Annotated in this window: 10 protein-coding genes, 1 tRNA gene, 1 pseudogene and 1 riboswitch; of the genes and pseudogenes, 3 read left to right on the forward strand and 9 right to left on the reverse strand. The window is 60.9% G+C overall.

Annotated elements, in window-relative coordinates; translation table 11 throughout:
• The first annotated feature begins 2 nt into the window (after positions 1–2).
• Positions 3–1,514 carry a sensor histidine kinase gene (locus NQ492_RS08305; protein WP_259872884.1) on the forward strand — a complete coding sequence of 504 codons (1,512 nt, stop codon included), beginning with the start codon at positions 3–5 and terminating at the stop codon, positions 1,512–1,514.
• 87 nt (positions 1,515–1,601) lie between these two features.
• Here NQ492_RS08305 and NQ492_RS08310 read toward each other — a convergent pair.
• The 4 genes and pseudogenes from NQ492_RS08310 to NQ492_RS08325 form a co-directional block, all read right to left on the reverse strand.
• Positions 1,602–3,684: pseudogene (locus NQ492_RS08310) on the reverse strand (TonB-dependent receptor).
• A gap of 36 nt (positions 3,685–3,720) precedes the next feature.
• Positions 3,721–4,788 (reverse strand): glutaminyl-peptide cyclotransferase, encoded by a 1,068-nt coding sequence (locus tag NQ492_RS08315; protein ID WP_149886921.1) that lies wholly within the window; start codon positions 4,786–4,788, stop codon positions 3,721–3,723.
• Between the two features lie 21 nt (positions 4,789–4,809).
• Complete coding sequence (locus NQ492_RS08320) at positions 4,810–6,606, reverse strand: PKD-like domain-containing protein (protein ID WP_015547705.1); 1,797 nt, start codon at positions 6,604–6,606, stop codon at positions 4,810–4,812.
• A gap of 171 nt (positions 6,607–6,777) precedes the next feature.
• A riboswitch (cobalamin riboswitch) is annotated at positions 6,778–6,995 on the reverse strand.
• Positions 6,996–7,240: 245 nt separating this feature from the next.
• Positions 7,241–7,315: transfer RNA gene (locus NQ492_RS08325), tRNA-Thr, on the reverse strand.
• 131 nt (positions 7,316–7,446) lie between these two features.
• Here NQ492_RS08325 and NQ492_RS08330 point away from each other — a divergent pair.
• Together NQ492_RS08330 and NQ492_RS08335 are read left to right on the forward strand one after the other, a co-directional pair.
• Positions 7,447–8,919, forward strand: coding sequence for a carbon starvation CstA family protein (locus NQ492_RS08330; protein WP_015547704.1), 1,473 nt, complete (start codon positions 7,447–7,449; stop codon positions 8,917–8,919).
• Complete coding sequence (locus tag NQ492_RS08335) at positions 8,900–9,592, forward strand: hypothetical protein (protein WP_015547703.1); 693 nt, start codon at positions 8,900–8,902, stop codon at positions 9,590–9,592. Before NQ492_RS08330 ends, NQ492_RS08335 begins: the two co-directional genes overlap by 20 nt.
• 109 nt (positions 9,593–9,701) lie before the next feature.
• On the opposite strand, the gene NQ492_RS08340 is transcribed toward NQ492_RS08335, so the two are convergent.
• The 5 genes from NQ492_RS08340 to NQ492_RS08360 form a co-directional block, all read right to left on the reverse strand.
• Positions 9,702–10,277 (reverse strand): thymidine kinase, encoded by a 576-nt coding sequence (locus tag NQ492_RS08340; RefSeq protein ID WP_015547702.1) that lies wholly within the window; start codon positions 10,275–10,277, stop codon positions 9,702–9,704.
• Positions 10,278–10,594: 317 nt separating this feature from the next.
• A complete protein-coding gene (locus tag NQ492_RS08345; RefSeq protein ID WP_015547701.1) occupies positions 10,595–12,091 on the reverse strand; it encodes a hypothetical protein in 1,497 nt (498 codons plus the stop codon).
• Positions 12,092–12,102: 11 nt separating this feature from the next.
• Complete coding sequence (locus tag NQ492_RS08350) at positions 12,103–13,011, reverse strand: DUF4843 domain-containing protein (protein WP_015547700.1); 909 nt, start codon at positions 13,009–13,011, stop codon at positions 12,103–12,105.
• Between the two features lie 10 nt (positions 13,012–13,021).
• Positions 13,022–14,461 (reverse strand): RagB/SusD family nutrient uptake outer membrane protein, encoded by a 1,440-nt coding sequence (locus NQ492_RS08355; protein WP_044054551.1) that lies wholly within the window; start codon positions 14,459–14,461, stop codon positions 13,022–13,024.
• Positions 14,462–14,474: 13 nt separating this feature from the next.
• Entirely contained in the window at positions 14,475–17,798 is a 3,324-nt protein-coding gene (locus NQ492_RS08360; RefSeq protein WP_083810249.1) for a SusC/RagA family TonB-linked outer membrane protein, read from the reverse strand.
• Positions 17,799–17,833: the final 35 nt, after the last annotated feature.

The raw sequence follows: 17,833 nt of genomic DNA on the forward strand, positions 1-17,833 counted from the left end.
TGATGTGCTTCAGCTGCTTCGCCAGCGAGAACGGCGTCATGCTGCCCGCGCCGCCCGATTCGTTGCAGACGTGGAGACCCCGTGCGATCGACCTGATCCGTTCGCTTTATCCCCAGGTGGAGAACATCGCTCTGGTGACCGACAATACCTACGGCGGCATTTCGTTGCAGGCGCTCGTGCGCGCGGAGTGGGAGAACTACCCCGACCTGAATCTCGTGCTGGTGGACAGCCGCGAGGGGGAGGAGACGGCGTTCCGGACCTATGCGACGCTGCCGCCCCGTTCGGCCGTGATGCTCGGCACGTGGCGCGTGGGCAGCGACGGCGAATACTTCATGCAGCGGTCGCTGAACGACCTGGTGCAGAACAACCCCCGCGTTCCGGTCTTCTCGGTGACCGGTACGGGCATCGGCGACACGGCGATCGGCGGTTACGTGCCCGAATACGAGAACGGCGCGGAGGTCATTGCGAACCAGATCCGGAAATATTACGACACGGACGACATCGAAGACGCTCATTTCCATACGAGCAAAAGTCTCTATCTGTTCGATTCGCGCAAGCTCAAGGAGTGGAAAATCGCTGAATACGCCCTGCCCAAGGGCAGCGTCATCGAGGATACGATGGCGGCCAAGCTGTCGAAATACTCCCACTACATCGAACTGTTGGTGGCGGGCATCCTGCTGCTGGTGCTGCTGCTCTTCGTGACGTGGCTGCTGTTGCGCATGCGGCGGCTCAAGCTCACGCTTGAGGAGCGCGAGGGCCAGCTGGTCGTCGCCCGGGAGAAGGCCGAGGAGTCGGACATGCTCAAGTCGGCGTTCCTGGCCAACATGAGCCACGAAATCCGCACGCCGCTCAACGCCATCGTGGGCTTCTCTTCGCTGATGCAGAGCGAGGAGCTTTCGCAGGAGGAGCGCGCCGAGTACTGCGCCATCGTGGTCAGCAACTCCGAGATGCTGCTCACGCTGCTGAACGACATCCTCGACATTTCGTCGCTCGAGTGCGGCAAGATCAGGTTCAACTACGCTTCGGAGGATATCGTGCAGATTTGTCAGCACGTGATGATGACCACGGCCCATACGCGGCAGAGAGGGGTTGAGGGGCGTTTCGCGTGTCCCGTCGGATCGTTCATGCTCACCACCGACGCCCACCGTCTTTCGCAAATCCTGATCAACCTGCTGACCAACGCCGGCAAGTTCACCTCCGAGGGCAGCATCACGCTGGGGGTGGAGATCGACGAGGAGCGGGGCGAGGTGCTTTTCTCGGTGGCCGACACCGGACCGGGCATTCCGCCCGACAAGCAGGATCTGGTTTTCAACCGCTTCGAGAAGCTCGACGGCAACAAGAAGAAGGGCACGGGGCTGGGCCTTGCCATCTGCCGCCAGATCGCCATGATCGTCGGGGGCCGCATCTGGGTCGATTCCGCTTACACGGGCGGCACGCGTTTCGTCTTCGCGCATCCCATCGGTATCGACCCCGGTGGAGAGAACCGCGAGGGGGGGGGGATTTCTACCCTCTGAACAGCGCAAGTCCCTCTTTGTGAACGATGCCGGCCAGCTGGTCCCCGAAGGGAAATAAGACGCGGAGAAAGGCTCCTTCGCGCCGGATCACCTCTTTTTCGTCCCCCATTTGGGCTTTATGCCGATGAAGAATTCGGCGTTCATGCGCGGCATGGGCCGGGAGAGCACCGAGAGGTACTCCTCGTTGAACAGGTTGTTGACCGTGCCTTTGAGCGTCAGGTCCGCCCACCGGAGCGAGAGACCCTTTTCGAGCGAGAGGTTGCTCATCAGATAGGGCGTAAGGCGTCCGGTGAGCGTGATGTCGTTGCTCGACATGGTGTAGCGTTCGCTGTAATAGCAGAACTGATAGAGCAGGCCCCAGCTGCGCCAGGAGAGCCTTCCGGTCGCCGTGGCCGAATATTCCGGTTCGTAGGGCAGCTGTTTGCCGACCGACCGGTCGGCCGGGGACATCGGCTCCCCCCTCGTTGATCGACGGCGCCCATGAGAAGGTGCCGTTCAGGTTGATTTTCAGTTCCCTGGTGAGCGATGCGGCCAGGTCGGCCCGGATCTCCACGCCGTAGGCGTGGACCTTTTTGATGTTCACCGGCGAGAAAAATCCCTTTGCCGTCGGCAGCCACAGAATCCAGTCGTCGATGTGCTGGTCGTACCACGACGCCGACCCCGACAGCGTGTACGCGCCCTCCTTTCCCACGGCGAACGACAGTCCGGCTTCGTAAGCGACGCCCTTTTCGCTGTTCAGGCCGGGGTTGCCGCCCGGCAGGAAGTAGAGGTCGTTGAGCGTCGGGAAGCGGTAGTTGCGCGAGACGGAGGCCTTCGCCACGACGTTGCCGCGCCTGGAAAGCAGGCAGTCGGCGAAGAAGGCAGGGATGACCGGCGACCAGGAGGTTCCGTACATGGCTTCGTGCACGACGACCGACAAGCCCAGCCGCTCCGTGGGACGCCACTTGGCCGACAGGGAGCCGTCGAGTTCGATGCGTCCCTTGTCATAGCCGACGACGGCCTTGTCGCCCTGCTGGCGGATGATGTTCTTGTCGGCGCTTTCGACGAAGTGCTGGTGTGCCGACAGCCCGGCCGTGAAGAGCCATTTGCCGCCGACGGAATACTCTCCGTCAGCCTGCCCGTAGAGGGTGTTGATCCTGCTCCGCGAACGGGTCATGGCCTCCAGGATGCCGTTGCCCTTGTCGCGCCGGTAGTCGTAGGCCGTCCACGAATGCACGTATCCGGCTTTCGCCGCCGCCTTCCAGTTCCGGCGGTAGTGGTCCCACGAGAGGACGCTGCGCAGGGTGTGTTCGCGCTGGCGGTTTTCGAACTGCGTGTCGTCGGCGTAGTCGGTCGTCAGCAGGGGCAGTTCCCGGTTGGAATTGATGTACCAGGCGTTCAGCCCGAAGCGGTCGCCTTTCCCGGTGTTGTAGTAGACCTCCTGCAACACGTGCACGTCGTCGAACGCGCCGCTCTTGTTGCGTTCGGTGGGATAGTACGACCCGACGATGTTCATCTCGTCGTCGTAGATGTTCTCCTTCTTGTCGCGGTTGCGGTACTTGTAGTCGTTGGCCGAGGACTGGTAGACGGCGCGGGTTGATACCTGCCAGCGCTCGTCGCCCCATGTCAGGCGCAGGAATTCGTCGAAAGTACGGAACATGCCGATGCCCTGGATATATTGCAGCCCGAATCCGTCGGCCGCCGCCGGCGCAGTCGAGAGCTTCACCAGTCCGCCCAGTCCGCCGCCCGTCTCGCTGACCGACGAGGTTCCGTGGAGCAGCGAGGCGTCGTCGATGAAATAGGAGGGGATCATCGAAAAGTCGGTCATGCCCAGCATCGGGTTGTTGATGCGCATGCCGTTCCACGTCACCTGCGTATGCGACGGACCCGTGCCGCGGAACGATACCGTGGAGAGGGTCGCGCGGCCGTACTGCTTGACGAAAACCGGTGTGTTGAACGTCAGCGCGTCGGCTATCGAGAGGGCGATGTTCTCCTTGAGGATCGCCGAGTCGAGTTTCGTCTCCTCGACGCCGATGCTTTTCATCGGACGCCGGCCCCAGACCGGAACCTCCCGGATGGCGATGGCGCCTTTCCCGCGCCACTCCCCCGCGCCGGCGTTCTGCGGGGTTTCCGGCACGTCGGACGGCGCCGGCTCGCCCTGCGCCCGCAGCAGCGCCGGAAACAGCAGCATCCAAAGAAACAAGGCGGTTGTTTTCATGCTCTCCGGTTATTTCCAGCAAAACGCTCCGGGCGCGACGCCCACGTGAAATTCGTCGACAGGCTCGCCCTTGGCCGTATAGCGGTAGACGACTCCCTGCTGCTGGTAGTCGACGGCGTCGGCAACGTACACGTCGCCGTTGGCCGGATCGACCGTCAGTCCGTAATATTTGGTCTCCCTGTATTCGAGGAACGGGCGCACCGGAAGCTGCTCCCCGGCGACGGGCATGCGCCAGACGTCCCGGTCGATCCAGTAGAGCGTGTCGCGCGTGCCGTTGAGCTGCATCTCCGACGGGGAGTCCCCCTTCCGGAACCGGAACTGCTTCTCCACGGAGAACGTTTCGGCGTCGATGCGGTACAGCGACGGGGCTTCATATCCGTAGGGGCTGCCCTCGTAGCCGCCGTCGGTGACGGTCCACAGCTTGTTGTTCCGGTCCATCGCCAGCGACGCGGGCTGGATGCCGACGGTCAGCTGACCGACGACCCGGTCGGTCTCGGTGTCGATTTTGAGGATACGGTTCTGGTAGGACCAGCAGTTCACGAAGACGTATTTGCCGTACTGCACCATCTGCTCCGTGGAGCCGGATTCTGCCGTCATGTCCGGGCACTCGATATATCCCGTGATTTCGTAGCGTTTGGGGTTGACGATGAAGATGCGGTTGTCCCAGATCTGCGTGACGTAGGCCTTTTCGTCCGAAACGAAATGGATGTACCGCGGCGAGGTGAGGTTGGTGATGCGTCCCACCTCGCGGAAGGTGTCGGGGTCGACGGCGAAAACGACATGCGAATTGTTCACCGCGATCCATCCCACGCCGTTGTGCAGGGTCATCGACTGCGCCACGTCGCCCAGCTTGAAGGCGTTGGCCCGGTGGAAAACTTCGTTTTCGACGGTTTTCGTTTCCGGGTCGTAATACGACAGCGTGGCGTTTCCGTACTGGAACATGCCCTCGTTGACGATGAACAGCCCCCGTTCCGTCGCCGAGAAATCCTCCGTGCGGCCGTAGTCCCACTTCATGCAGCCGCCGAGGGCGGAGAGGCATAAAGCCGCGGGCAGAATCTGTCGTAAGAATCGTTTCATGCGTTGCGGTCGGGAATGGGGTTATCGGTTGAGGTTCTCGTCGACGGCCATTCCGGCGACTTCGGTCGAGAGTTCGCCCAGTCCTCCGGCGCTGCCGTTGATGGCGCTCTGCACCTTGATGAAATCAATGTAGCGCAATCCGGCGGGCTGTCCGTCGGGCGTCATGGCGTTGCTGATCTTGAACCAGGTCTTGCCGGTTTTGGACGAAGATTCCAGATTGTCGCTGCCCGCGTTGTCGACGTACCCCCATTCGAACGAGTTGTTCGACCAGTCTCCGCCTGGGGTCTGCGTGGTGTTCTGCCGCAGGCCCGTGCCGTAATAGGTATGGGACTCCTCTTCGAGCCACAGGGGATAGTAGTAGTCCTGCGCATGGAACTGTCCCAGATAGGCTACCTGCCCGCTCCGGCCCAGATTGTCGGTCCATTTCACCCCCTGGCGAGGCCCGGCGGGTCTGTAATAGGTCACCGCATACTCCTGGACGGTCCATTCGCCGCCCGTTTCGCTGCCCCGGAGTTCGTACCATTCGTCGTCGGGCTTGCCGTTGCCGTTGACATCCTGCATCACCCACACGACGCCCGGTTCGTTGCTCCCTTCGAACTGGTTGCCGGGGATCGAAAAGTCGTATCCGCCCTTGTTCTCCACGCTGTGGTCGAAGGCGAGGATCACGTAGCCGCCGAAGTTGCCGAGCGAGACGAACTCACCCTTTTTCAGCCGGTTCTCGGCGTAGAGACGGGCCTCCTCGAAGCTCTTCTGGCCGGTGTATCCGGCCATGCCCGTTTCGTTGACGAACTGTCCGGGCGCGGGCAGGAATTCGAGCACCCGGTTCGACGCGGGCTGTCCCGTCGTCGTGATGACGCGCTCCGATTCGCGTTCGTAGCAGGTCACCCGGAGCGTTTTTTCGGTGATTCGCTTCGACGATGCGCGCGTGATGTGGCGCGAGAGGGGTGCGGCCGGGCTTTCGTCCGTGTCCGTCACCCGGAAGGTGACTTCGTATTCGCCCTCCTTCTCCGGCGTGAAGGCGAACATGCGTTGGGTTGCGTCCTCCTGCAAAGAGCCGTTCACGTACCATGCATATTCCGGCCCGACGGCGTCGCTCACCTGCGGCCGCAGGAACAGCGTCCGCCCGAGCGATACGCTCCGCACCAGCGGGTCGGCCAGGTAGGAGGAGGGGATGAACGCGATGCGGACCGGAATGACGTCCACGACGTGTACGGCAACCGTTTTCTCGGCCGTGCCGTCCTCGTTGGTCACCGTCAGCCGCAGGGAGCAGTCTCCCGGTTGGGTGCGCATGAAGATGTAGTCCTTTTCGGTGGAGACCGGTACGGACGAGTCGTCCAGATACCATTCGTAACGGGCGTTTTCGCCGTTCTGCACCTCCGGTGCGAACGTGTATTCCCGTCCCGTGAGCACGTATAGCCCCGTCTGCGGCACGATGAGCGAGATGACGGGGGGAGCGAGCCGGTTCACGTCGATGCGCGCCTCCTTCTCGTCGTATCCCGCCCGGTTTTCGACCCGCAGGGTCACATAGACGCGGCCTTCCTCGTTGAATACGTATTCGAACACGCGCGCCGTAGAAACGACCTCGTCGTCGATCGTCCAGCTGTAAGCGGCCTCTCCCTCGTTTTCCACGGTCGGCGTGATCGTCACCGCGCGGCCGATCTTGGCCGCGTAGACGCCTGTCTCGCTGTCGAGGGTGATTCGGGGTTTGCTGTCCGGCAGCGTAATCTCTCCGTCCTTGTTGCAGGCTGCGGCCGCCAGCGCTACCGAGAGCAGCGCCGGTATCGCCGTCCGTCCGGCATGACTGAAAAAACAGCTCATATCCTCTTCGTTTAAATCGTTCAACCAATCTTTGCGGATGTTCCGGAGATCCGCATTCGTGCCGTGCGCACGGCATGCGTCCGGCCGGAATTTCGCAGTAGCCTGATTTTACATTCGGGGATATGCCGGAAACCGTTTTTCCTGCCGATCACGATCCATTTCCCCCTGGATTGTAAAACCATTGCAGCGGCAGGTCTTCTGACTCGTTCCGGTCCCGACGCCTTCCCGGTCGCGTGAAAACCAGTGGCAAGAGATTGTCGGGGTCTGATGTGCCGCTTCGGCGGCAGGAACTTACAGCAGAGGGAACTGTTGCCGATTTTCACGGCATTCCCTTTTAATCGCCCGGGGCCGGGGGCCTCGTTCGGCGAACCGTTGCGCAGCAAAGGTATGGAAAAAAGATGAAAAAGAAGACGCGCCGGTCGAATTTTATGCCGGCGGCCTGCCGAAGGTCCCGCCGCCCGGGGTTCATTTCCGGTCGTTTCCGGGGACGGAACAGCTGCGCCGGCCGGGAGGCGGACGCCTGCGCGCAGTTGCTCTCTCCTGACGCCTGAAAACGAAAAAGTCTTACATGTCGTTGACACATAAGACTTTTTGCAGTGGACGACGTAATCCGTTCCTTCTCTCTCACGCCTCCTGGAGCTGAATCCGAGATTTGAACTCGGGACCCCTTCATTACGAGTGAAGTGCTCTACCGCTGAGCTAATTCAGCCTTTCGGGAACACCGAGGTTCCCTTTGGGACTGCAAATATCTGAAAAATATTTTTTTCTCGCAACAATTTTGCGAAAATTCTCGCTTTTCTTGCTATATTCGCGCTAAAACTGACCCGAAACTGTTTTACGATGATTACTTTTCTGGTGTGCCTGGCGTTGCTGGTGACCGCATATTTCACGTATGGACGCTATCTGGAACGGCTCGTCGGCATCGACCCGGCGGCCCGGACGCCCTGCAGCCGCCTTTACGACGGCGTGGATTACGTGCCCCTGCCGAGGTGGCGCATTTTCCTGATCCAACTGCTCAACATTGCGGGGCTCGGCCCGATTTTCGGCGCCGTGCTCGGTGCGGCCTACGGGCCGGTGGCGTTTCTGTGGATCACCTTCGGCGGCATCTTCATGGGTGCGGCGCATGACTTCATCGCCGGGGTCATCTCGCTGCGCCACGACGGCGCGAGTCTTCCCGAGACGGCCGGGGTCTACCTCGGCGGCGGCATGAAGATCGTCATGCGGCTCTTTTCCGCCGGGCTGATGATCCTCGTCGGTGCGGTGTTCCTCTCGCAGCCCGCATCGCTCGTCGCGGCCCGCCTCGACGTCCCGTCGCTTGAAGGCATCGCTTTCGGCGGATTCTCGTGGCTGCTGCTGATCGTGCTGGGCGTGATTCTCGTCTACTACATCGCCGCCACGCTGCTGCCCGTCGACAAGATCATCGGCCGCATCTACCCGGTCTTCGGCTTCGCGCTGCTGTTCATGGCCGTCGGCATCCTCGTCGTGCTGCTTTTCGGCGGCGAATACACCATTCCGGAATTCACCTCCTTCGAAAACTGCATCGCCGATGCGAAGGCCTTCCCGATCGTCCCGATGCTCTTCACGACCATTGCCTGCGGCGCCATCTCGGGCTTCCACGCCACGCAGTCGCCGCTGATGGCCCGCTGCATGCGCAACGAACGCGAGAGCCGCTCGGTCTTCTACGGCGCGATGATCTCCGAGTCGATCATCGCCCTCGTCTGGGCCGCCATTGCCATGGCCTTCTGGGGCGATGTCGCGGGGCTGAACGGCGCCATCGCCGAATACGGCGGCCAGGCGGCCGTGATGATCGACGTGATCGCCAACAAGACGCTGGGCCCGGCGCTGGCCGTCTTCGTGATCTTCGGCGTGGTGGCCTGCGCCATCACCTCGGGCGACACGGCCTTCCGTTCCGCGCGGCTGATCGTCGCCGACTTCATGGGCGTCGAGCAGCGCACGCTGCGCAAACGCATCTATATCTGTATTCCGCTCTTCGCGTTGGGACTTCTGATCATCTTCGGACTGCCGTTTCAGACCATGTGGAGCTATTTCGCGTGGATGAACCAGACCCTCGCGGCGGTGACGCTCTGGATGATCGTCGCCTACCTCCGCCACCGGGGGCGCGCCGTGTGGGTGGGGCTGATTCCGGCTCTCGTTATGACGTATGTCTGCGCCAGCTATATCTTCGTTTCGCCGCTGATGCTGGGCATGCAGAACCGTACGGCGGCTTACCTGCTGGGCGGGGGCGTGACGCTCGCGGTCCTTGTCGCCATGATTTTCAAACTCAAAGACAACGATGCAAAAGGCATATCTTGAACCTACGCCCGACCAGACTTTCGAGGTGGTCGGCGAAGGACCCTGTAATTTCGTGAAAGTCCTCGCCCGGTCCCGCGAGATGCAGGCCGCCGGCGATATAGAAGGAGCCTGCAACGAGCGTTTTCAGGCCTTCCAGCGTCTTGCGGAGCTGATTCCCGAGGACGAGGAGATCAATCTCGAATGGAGCCACCGCAATTCGCGCGCGGCGCTCGAACTGATCTTCGCCTCGGCCATCGACCACTTCCTGATCAACAATTTCGAGATGTCGGCGGCGCTCTTGGAAATGCTGCTGGAACTCGACCCCGAGGACCATCTGGAAGGGAGCGAACTGCTGGCCTTCGACTACCTGGCCTTGGACGAGCAGGAGCTGTTCGACGAGGTGATCAACGACGTGTCGGACAAGCATCCGGGGCGTGAGGTGCTGCTGCTGTGGTCGGCTTTCCGCCGTGACGGACGATTGCCCGAAGGGGAGTTGCAGCGATTCCGGACGCATTTTGCGCCCTTCTTCGCCGAATTTACCGCCGACGAGCATCCGGCCGACGAAGCGTATCTGCGCGACATCGGGAGCGAACGACCCTCGCCTGCCGCACAGGCCCGCGAACTGTGGCTCCAGACCGAGAATCTCTGGGTGCTCTGGCCCGGCTTCATCGACGCCCTGCGCGCCGCCCGCTGACGGGCGCCCGCGTGCCGGAGGGCGAAGCCCCTGTCCCGCAAAACAGAACCGCAGCCCGGATTTCCGGACTGCGGTTTTTTGTCGTACCCTCCTCCCTGCGGCCGGGGGCCTACGCTTTCTCTCCGTTCATCAGCTTGTTGAAGCAATGGCGGCAGATCGGTTCGTAGCTGTCCTGCGCGCCCAGCATCACCTGCTTTTCGTCGCTCGTGAGGCGGTGCGAATGGTGGGCGAGGTTGCCGCAGCGGACGCAGATGGCGTGAACCTTGGTGACGTACTCCGCCGTTGCCATCAGCGCGGGCATCGGGCCGAACGGCTTTCCGGTGTAGTCCATGTCCAGACCCGCGACGATCACGCGCACGCCGTTGTTGGCCAGCCGGCGGCACACGTCGACGATGCTTTCGTCGAAGAACTGCGCCTCGTCGATGCCCACCACGTCGACGTCGGCGGTCATCAGCAGGATGTTCTGCGGCGACTCGACGGGGGTGGAGCGGATGGCGTTCGCGTCGTGCGACACGACCTCCTCCTCGGAATAGCGCACGTCGATCCGGGGTTTGAAAATCTCGACCCGCTGGTGGGCGAATTTGGCTCGTTTCAGGCGGCGGATCAGCTCCTCGGTCTTACCCGAGAACATCGAACCGCATACGACTTCGATCCAGCCCTTGCGGCTGGCATTTTCTAAAAACATAAGTGTAAATAACTCTTTTTTTGTTTATCAGGTTCGCCGCAGCTCCGAAGGAGTCGGTTTCCGCGGCTTATGTTTCGGCGCAGATAATTCCCCTGCCTCCCCCTCCTCCCCTTGAAAAGGGGTGACTTTGGCCCGAGGGTGTCCTGTCCGGGAGCCTCCGCAGGGCTGTCTTGTGGGGCCGGCATACAAAGATAACCGGTTTTTTCTTTTCTGCAAAGCGAAACCGGGGCTATGACGCCCCGGCGGTTCCCGAAAAACGATCCGGCCCTCCCGCGAGGGGAAGGCCGGATGCGGAACGTGCCGTGCCGGGCGGATCGTCAGTTCGATGTGGGGAACTTGTAGGCCACGGCCACGGGTTTTTCGCAGATGCCGACATACTCCTTCACCTTCTCCATCGTCTTCAGACTGTAAACGTAGAGGCTGCCGGGCTTGCGGCCGGTCGCCGTCGGGTTGTAGGTGGCGATCAGCAGCTGGTCGTCGTCGACCACCGCGGAAGAGGTCGACGGTACGGCGTTCGTGCAGATGTCCATGATCTGTTCGCCGTCGGGCAGCGTGATGTCGGGCTTGGCCCCTTCGGCGGGAACGACCGGGTCGACGCCTGTCATCGCCCAGTGATAGATCTTGTTGTCGTAATCGTAGTAGGCGTTTCCGTTGAGCTTCGTCGTGACGATCCGGGTGTTCGCATTCATCAGCATCGGCTGCACCTCGTCGTAGGTCTTGATTTCGGTCGGACTCGAAAGCGATGAACTGGTGCTGATGATTTTGACGGTTTTCGGCGCCCCTTCGATCGTACGGGCGATGCAGTAGTATTTGGAAGCGTCGTACTGTCCCGCCCCGATGCGGCCCGCTGCCATGTTGATGAATTCATACCCGTCGGGTGCGGCGTATCCCGCGATTCTCGAATTGGGGAATCCGGTGATTCCGGCCTCGGAGAACATGAGGATGTCGCGCACTCCGGCGGTTTTCGAGGCGAACAGTCCCTGCCGGCCGTATCGTGCGGGGAAGGGCGTTTCCCGCACGATGAGCATGTCGGTCGAGAATTCGTAGCGGTAGGCCCTCTCGTCGTCGCCGATCAGATAGGCCCAGTGAGCGGTTCCCGACGTTCTTTCGCCCAGAATCTCTCCGGTGCGGACTCCGTATTCGTCCATCCCCTTCATGCGATAGGTGACGCTCAGCGTCACGGGGTCGAGGCGGTAGATCGAGCCTTCGTCGTCGCCCGAGGAGATCAGAATTCCCGAAGCGTATCCCGGCGAGGAGAATACGTAGACGTCGCGCAGGCTTCGGAAGTCGTATTCCGGGTTGATCGTCAGCAGATTGTCCCAGATCTCCTGGGCGCCTTCGGCCTCCTCCTGCGGAGAGCGTTTCTTGACGAAGGCGAGCGATCCGGCGCCCTCGTCGTCGTTGCAGAGGATCAGGAAACCTTCGTCGAAGCCGGCCTGCACGCGCAGGTCGTAGTAATGGAATCCTATGCTTTCGCCGTTGTCGATCCGCAGGCGCAGCACGTAGCTGCCGGCCTTGTCGAAGGTGTAGTCGAGCGTCGGCGAACTGGAAATGAACGTCGTGTCGACCATGCCGGGGAAGTCTCCCGCAGGTTTTCCGTAGGACCATTCGTAGACGAGGTCCTGCCCGCTTTCGCTCTCCACGCGGAGTTTGTCGAGGTGGAGCGTTTCGGTAGCCTTGGCGTAGATGGTCCGGTCCAGACCGCTCACCGTGATCGGGGCCAGCTCCCGGTACTCCTCTTTGTCGAGTCCGTAGCAGGAGGCCAGTGCGATTCCGCAGCAGAGCGGCAACAGATATTTCGCAAGTTGTTTCATGGCGCTTTCGGTTAATAGTTATTTGCCGGGTCTCTCCAGCCGCCTGTCGTTACGTTGACGCTTCCGGTCGTATAATACTCCAGGTCGGGGTAATTGGTCGAATAGTAGTCGAACAGCGGGCAGAGCACGTAGCGGAGCCAGGCCATCTTGTGGGGGTTCTGCCGGTTGACCATGAATCCCATGCTCATGCGCAGCTGCTGTCCGTTGAGTCCCGTGTAGTAATCGTTGTCGATGTTCTCGCCGTACTGTTCGACCATCGACGCGTAGAGCGTCGGGTTGGTCTCCGCGATTCCGTGGTAGAGTTCCAGCAGTTTCCGGTATTTGTCCTGCCGGAATTCGCCCGTGTACTGATACCACTGCTGGGTGGCGGAGTAGTACCACCAGTAGGGGCAGGCGGCGGTTCCGTCCGAGATCAGGAACCGGTAGACGTTCCGGGGCACGCCTTCGAACTCTTCGTTCTGGGCGATCTGGAGCACCAGCGACGCGGTTTTCGTCATAATCTTCTCCGTGCGCTTCAGCGTCACGTCGATCTGCCCTTCCACGGAGCCGGCCGGGACGATGAGCCTGTCGATCGTGTAGTCTTCGTTCTCGACGGCGTCGATCAGCTCGCGCTGTACGCCGCCCGTGGTGTAATTCGAGGTGGTGTCGTGAATGGCCCTTACCTCGAACGTCCGGTCGCGGTCTGCCGGCATTCCCAGCAGGGTCACGGTTACGGTCTTCTTGACCTCTTTCACCGATTCGTCGAGCAGGGCGAACGAAAAGTCGGTCGAGAGATACTGGTCCAGACTCGGATAGTTCTCGTATTTGAAATAGAGTTTGTCCTTCTGCGACGTGTCGTACATCAGCCACGTGTCGGAACAGGAGGCGAATGCCGCGACGGTTCCGGCCAGGACGGCTATTTTGAAAATGAGGTTTTTCATAAGTCTTGCGTTATTGTCTGTAATTGTCCTCTACGCTCTGCGGGATGGGCATCGTGTAGGTCGCGTCGTCGGTTCCCGCGAAATTGCCTCCCGGTATCGCGATGTCCAGCTGCAATCGTTTCATGTTGAAGAAATCCTCGCCGTCGGCGAAAAACTCCTTCCGGCGTTCGTTGATGATGTTGTTTTCGGTGATTTTGCCCGTTTCGCGCTCGGCGAAAGGCGTCAGGTCGCGCGACTTCACCACGTAGTCGAGGTATTCCGTCGCCTTGTCCGGGTCTTTCGTGAGGTTGGCTTCGGCCACGATGTAGTACATTTCGGGAATTCGGATCAGACTCGGTCCGGGGATTGATTTGCCGCTGTACGTGGGGTTGCTCTCTCCCTGGGCGTACATCTTGTTGTAGTGCTTGATGCACCACGAATTGCCCGTGTCGAACCAGGTCGAGTAACGCTTGTCCGTGCCGGCCAGGTCGGTGGAGTAGATTTCGGAATACTGGCTGGAGAGCGCAAGGGTTCCGCCCTGGTAGATGTGATTCCGGTAGAAGTTGTAGGTGTACTGCGTCGAGTAGAGCCCGAAGACGGTCTCCTGCATGTTGAGCGTGCCGGTCTCCACGGCGTTCCAGGCCTCGGCGGTCGTCATCAGCGGGAATTTGCCGCTGTCGATCACCTTCTCGGCGTAATCCTCGGCCAGGTCCAGTTTGCCCATCGTCCAGTAGGCGCGGGCCAGCAGCGCCTGTACCGCGTAGAGGTTCAGGTGCGTGATGCGGCAGCTCGTGAAGCCGTCGGAGGCGTTGTTGCGGGTCGCCGTCACCAGTTCCTCGTCCGCCGCGAGGTATTTCTCCGCCTCGGTCAGGTCCGCGACGATCAGTTCGAACACCTTGTCCAGCGAACTGTACGGGGTGACTTCGATGCCGTACGTGGTCACGTAGGGAATGGCCTTGGCTTTGGCCGCGGCGTCGCCCGATGCGAACGGCACGGCGAAGATGCGGGCCATTTCGAAATGGAGGTAGGCGCGCAGCGCCAGCAGTTCGCCTTTGTAGAGCCGGATGTGGCGGAATTCGTCGTCGGATTTGGGCAGGACGTGCATCAGCGCCTTGTTGACGTATCCGATGGCCTTGTATCCGTTGATCCAGAGGTTTTCGGCTACCGTGATGGCGTTTTCGTGCTCCCACAGGCGCTGTACGACGTAGGCCAGGTTGTCGCTCTGGCTGATGGTGAAGTTGCCGGTCATCAGTTCCGGATAGGCGAACGTAAGCGCGTAGGCGAAGAGGTTCTTGTTGGTTCCCATCTCGGTATAGATGCCGTAGATGGCGTCTTCGCAGCCTTCGGCCGTCGAGAAAAGCTCCTTGTCGGTCACTTCCGATTTGGGATTGACGTCGAGATACGCCTCGCAGCTGCCCAGCAGCAGCGGCAGGGCCAGCAGGATGTAGCTGTATTTTTTCATTCGTTTCATGGTCTCGGCAATATTAGAACGTGGGACGGAATGTCAGGTTGATGGTGCGGCAGTAGGGGTAGCTCGTACCGCGTTCGTACTTGACGGTCGAGAAGCGTACGATGTCCGATACGCCGACACCTACGGCCAGACGCTTGAATCCGAGCCGTTTGAGGAATTTCGGCTGGAACTCGTAGGTGAGCGTCGCGCTCGAAAGCCACAGTTCGTTGAGCCGCTCCACGAAACGCTCCGAGTTGTGCGGGGTCGTCGAACGCCGCTCCTTGATGGCGAGGTAGCGCGACAGGTCGCCCGGGTTCTTCCAGCGGTCCGTAAAGGCGCGTTCGTCGACGTTGTAGCGCGGGTCGATGTCTTCCACCTTCTCCCAGAGGGTCTTGTTGTAGGTGTCGCCGCCGAAGGTGTAGCTGAAGACGAAGTTCAGCGACCATCCCTTGTAACGCAGCGTGTTGAGCCACGTGCCTTGCAGTTTGGGCTGCGTGTTGCCCACGACCACCTCGTCCTCGGCGTCGTACTTGAAGGTGTATTCGCCGTTTTTGTTGATGAAGATTTCCTGTCCCGTGGCGGGGTCGATACCGGCCGAACGCACGGCGTAGATGTCGTACTGCGAGCCGCCTTCCCGGAAGCGCAGTTTCAGCGGGTTGTCCTCTTCGAGCTGATAGGCGGTGTTCTTCAGCTTGTCGCTGATCTGCTTGATGCGGTCCTTGACGTGCGAACCGTTGATGACGCTCGTCCACGCCCAGTTCTTGTTGCGGATCACCTGCCCCGCCACCGAGAAGTCGTAACCTACGTTCTGGTTCTCGCCGAAGTTCACGACGATGTCCTCTGAACCGGTCGACGCCGGGAGGGGAATCGTCATCAGCTGGTCCTTGGTGGTGTTGCGGAAGTAGTCGAAGCTCATCACCAGCCGTTCCTTGAAGAGCGTGAGGTTGATGCCGAAGTTGTTCTTCAGCACGCGCTGCCACTTCAGCTCGGGGTTGCCCATGCGGATCGGCACGGTTCCCACGCCGGTGTAGTAGATGTTGCTGTTGCTGTACTTGTAGGTCGTGATGGCCTGATAGGGGCTGCCGGTGGTCTGGCCGTTGTATCCCCACGACCATTTGAGGCGGATCACGTCGATCCATTCGACGTTTTCGAGGAACTTCTCCTTGTGGAGGTTCCATCCCAGGCCGAACGACCACATCGGGGCGAACCGGTTCTCCTTGCCGTAGGCCGACGATCCCGACGTGCGGTAGGAAACGTCGGCGAAGTACCGGTTCCGGAAGTAGATGTTGCCGCTGGCGAAGAAGCCGACCTTTGCCAGCAGCGTCTCGGTTCCGCTCGGGAGGTTCGAGGAGTCGTATCCCAGGGCGTATTTGATGTCCGAGAGGTTGTCCTTCAGGAAACCCATCGCCGTGATGTAGGAGGTCGTGGCGTTGGTGTGCTGGATGTCGCTTCCGGCGTTGATCACGAATCCCGAGCCTTCCTGTCCGATGTTGCGGCCGTAGTTGAGCACGATCTTGCCGTCGTAGTTGAACGCCTTGCCCGTGCCCAGTCCGTAGAGACCGCGCTTGGCCGGGTCGTTCTCGCCGAGGAACTGTGCATCGTCGGGCGAAACGTATTTGTCCGACTGGCTGCTCTTGACGTCGATGTTGAACTGTCCCGAGACGTAGAAATCCTTGGTCACGTACCATTTGGCGTCGACCGTGTTGCGGAGGGTCTGGTTGCGCGAGGTGCTGAAACTCGACAGCGTGGCATTGTAGAGCGGGTTGGCCTGGTAGCCTTCGCTCGTCGTCGAGGTGTCCTCGGGGTCGAAGTAGAAGGCTTTGACCAGCTCGCCGTACTCGTCGTAGGGCGACTCGTAGGGGTTGAGTTTCGTGTAGGCGCTGAATTTGCCGTAGGGCGAATCCGTTGCGTCGGTCAGCGTGTAGTTGGCCGTGTAACGGAGCGTGAGTTTGTCGCGCATGTGGTAGCCTATCGAAAAGTTGAGCGTGTAGTTGCGGCGGTTGTCGCCCTTCATGACGCCGTACTTGTCGCTGAAGCGCAGCGACGCGCGGTAGTCGATCTTCTGTGCGCGGCCGCTCAACGAGAGCGAGTGGGTGTGGCTGAACGGTACGCGCAGCGGGGCGCGTATCCAGTCGGTGTTGACGCCCCGGCGGACGTTCTGCAATTTGTAGGCGTAAGCCTTGTCCATCGCGCCGTTGTCCGATTCGTAAAGCCCGGCCAGGCGTTCCAGTTCCAGTTTCTGCGCCGCGTTGCAGAGGTTCATCGAACTCAGGTCCGGGATGCTCAGCTCGGGCACGAAGTTGTAGCTCAGGCGGGGTTTGCTGTCGGTCACCTGCTGGCGTTCGATGACGATTACGCCGTTGGCCGCCCGGTCGCCGTAGACGATCGAGGCCTGCGCGTCCTTCAGGACGTCGATGCGCTCGATTTCGTACATGTCGAGGTCGTACAGCTCTTCCATGCTGATTTCGGCGCCGTCGAGGATGATCAGCGGGTTGTTGTAGGCCTTCTCCTCGGCCGAGGTGGCGATGGAGTTCGAGCCGCGGATCAGGATTTCGGGAATGGCGTTGGGGTTCGAGCCGAGGGCGTTGTTCTGTACGACCACCATGCCCGGGGTCACGGCGCTCAGGGCCGACATCAGGTTGGTGTTCGAGATGGCCACGAGGTCTTCGCCCTTGATCGAGGTCACCGAACCCGTGTAGGTGCTCTTGTTGCGGGTGAACATGCCGTTGACCACCACGTCGTCGATGCGCGTGCCGCCCTCCTTGAGGGTGACGTTCAGGCCCTTTGCCGAGCCGGTGATGATCACCTGCTGGGTCTCCATGCCCAGGAACCCGACTTCGAGGACCGCAGGGCTGGTCTTGGTCGAGAAGGTGAAGGTGAACTGGCCCTTTTCATCGGTCGAGATGCCCTGTCCCGAGCCGCCTTTCAGAATGACCGATGCGCCGGGGAGCACCGTCTTGCCGGCGTCGCGCACGGTTCCGCTCACGGTGAACTTGCGCATCTTGACCGTTGAGTCGTAGACCAGCACGACGTTGTTCTCGATGGCGTATTTGAACGTCGACCCGGCGATGCACTTGTCGAGCAGTTCGTGTACGGTGACTTTCTTGAATTCGCCGCTCACGGCCGGGAGCCGGCGGATGTCTTCGGGGTCGTAGGCGAATTTGATGCCTGTCTTCCGGGTGATTTCGTCGAGCACCGCCGTCGCGGGTCTCTCCGTCAGCGTGACGGTAAGCGTCGCGTTCAGGTTGATCGGCTCACCCCCCCCCTGCGCCCGGGCCGTAGCGGCTGTGCAGCATAACAAGCCCACGACCAGCGACAGCCGCAGCGCACGGCTGAAAAGTTGTAGAATTCTTTGCATGTGTTTGGGTTTTAGGCAGACCGGCCGGGGCGGCC

The sequence above is a fragment of the Alistipes shahii WAL 8301 genome (genome assembly GCF_025145845.1).
Lineage (GTDB): Bacteria > Bacteroidota > Bacteroidia > Bacteroidales > Rikenellaceae > Alistipes > Alistipes shahii.

Excerpts from the sequence above, each read along its gene's own strand:
- NQ492_RS08305 (WP_259872884.1), top strand. The coding sequence starts at position 3 with ATGTGCTTCAGCTGCTTCGCCAGCGAGAACGGCGTCATGCTGCCCGCG.
- NQ492_RS08315 (WP_149886921.1), bottom strand. The coding sequence starts at position 4,788 with ATGAAACGATTCTTACGACAGATTCTGCCCGCGGCTTTATGCCTCTCC.
- NQ492_RS08320 (WP_015547705.1), bottom strand. The coding sequence starts at position 6,606 with ATGAGCTGTTTTTTCAGTCATGCCGGACGGACGGCGATACCGGCGCTG.
- NQ492_RS08330 (WP_015547704.1), top strand. The coding sequence starts at position 7,447 with ATGATTACTTTTCTGGTGTGCCTGGCGTTGCTGGTGACCGCATATTTC.
- NQ492_RS08335 (WP_015547703.1), top strand. The coding sequence starts at position 8,900 with ATGCAAAAGGCATATCTTGAACCTACGCCCGACCAGACTTTCGAGGTG.
- NQ492_RS08340 (WP_015547702.1), bottom strand. The coding sequence starts at position 10,277 with ATGTTTTTAGAAAATGCCAGCCGCAAGGGCTGGATCGAAGTCGTATGC.
- NQ492_RS08345 (WP_015547701.1), bottom strand. The coding sequence starts at position 12,091 with ATGAAACAACTTGCGAAATATCTGTTGCCGCTCTGCTGCGGAATCGCA.
- NQ492_RS08350 (WP_015547700.1), bottom strand. The coding sequence starts at position 13,011 with ATGAAAAACCTCATTTTCAAAATAGCCGTCCTGGCCGGAACCGTCGCG.
- NQ492_RS08355 (WP_044054551.1), bottom strand. The coding sequence starts at position 14,461 with ATGAAACGAATGAAAAAATACAGCTACATCCTGCTGGCCCTGCCGCTG.
- NQ492_RS08360 (WP_083810249.1), bottom strand. The coding sequence starts at position 17,798 with ATGCAAAGAATTCTACAACTTTTCAGCCGTGCGCTGCGGCTGTCGCTG.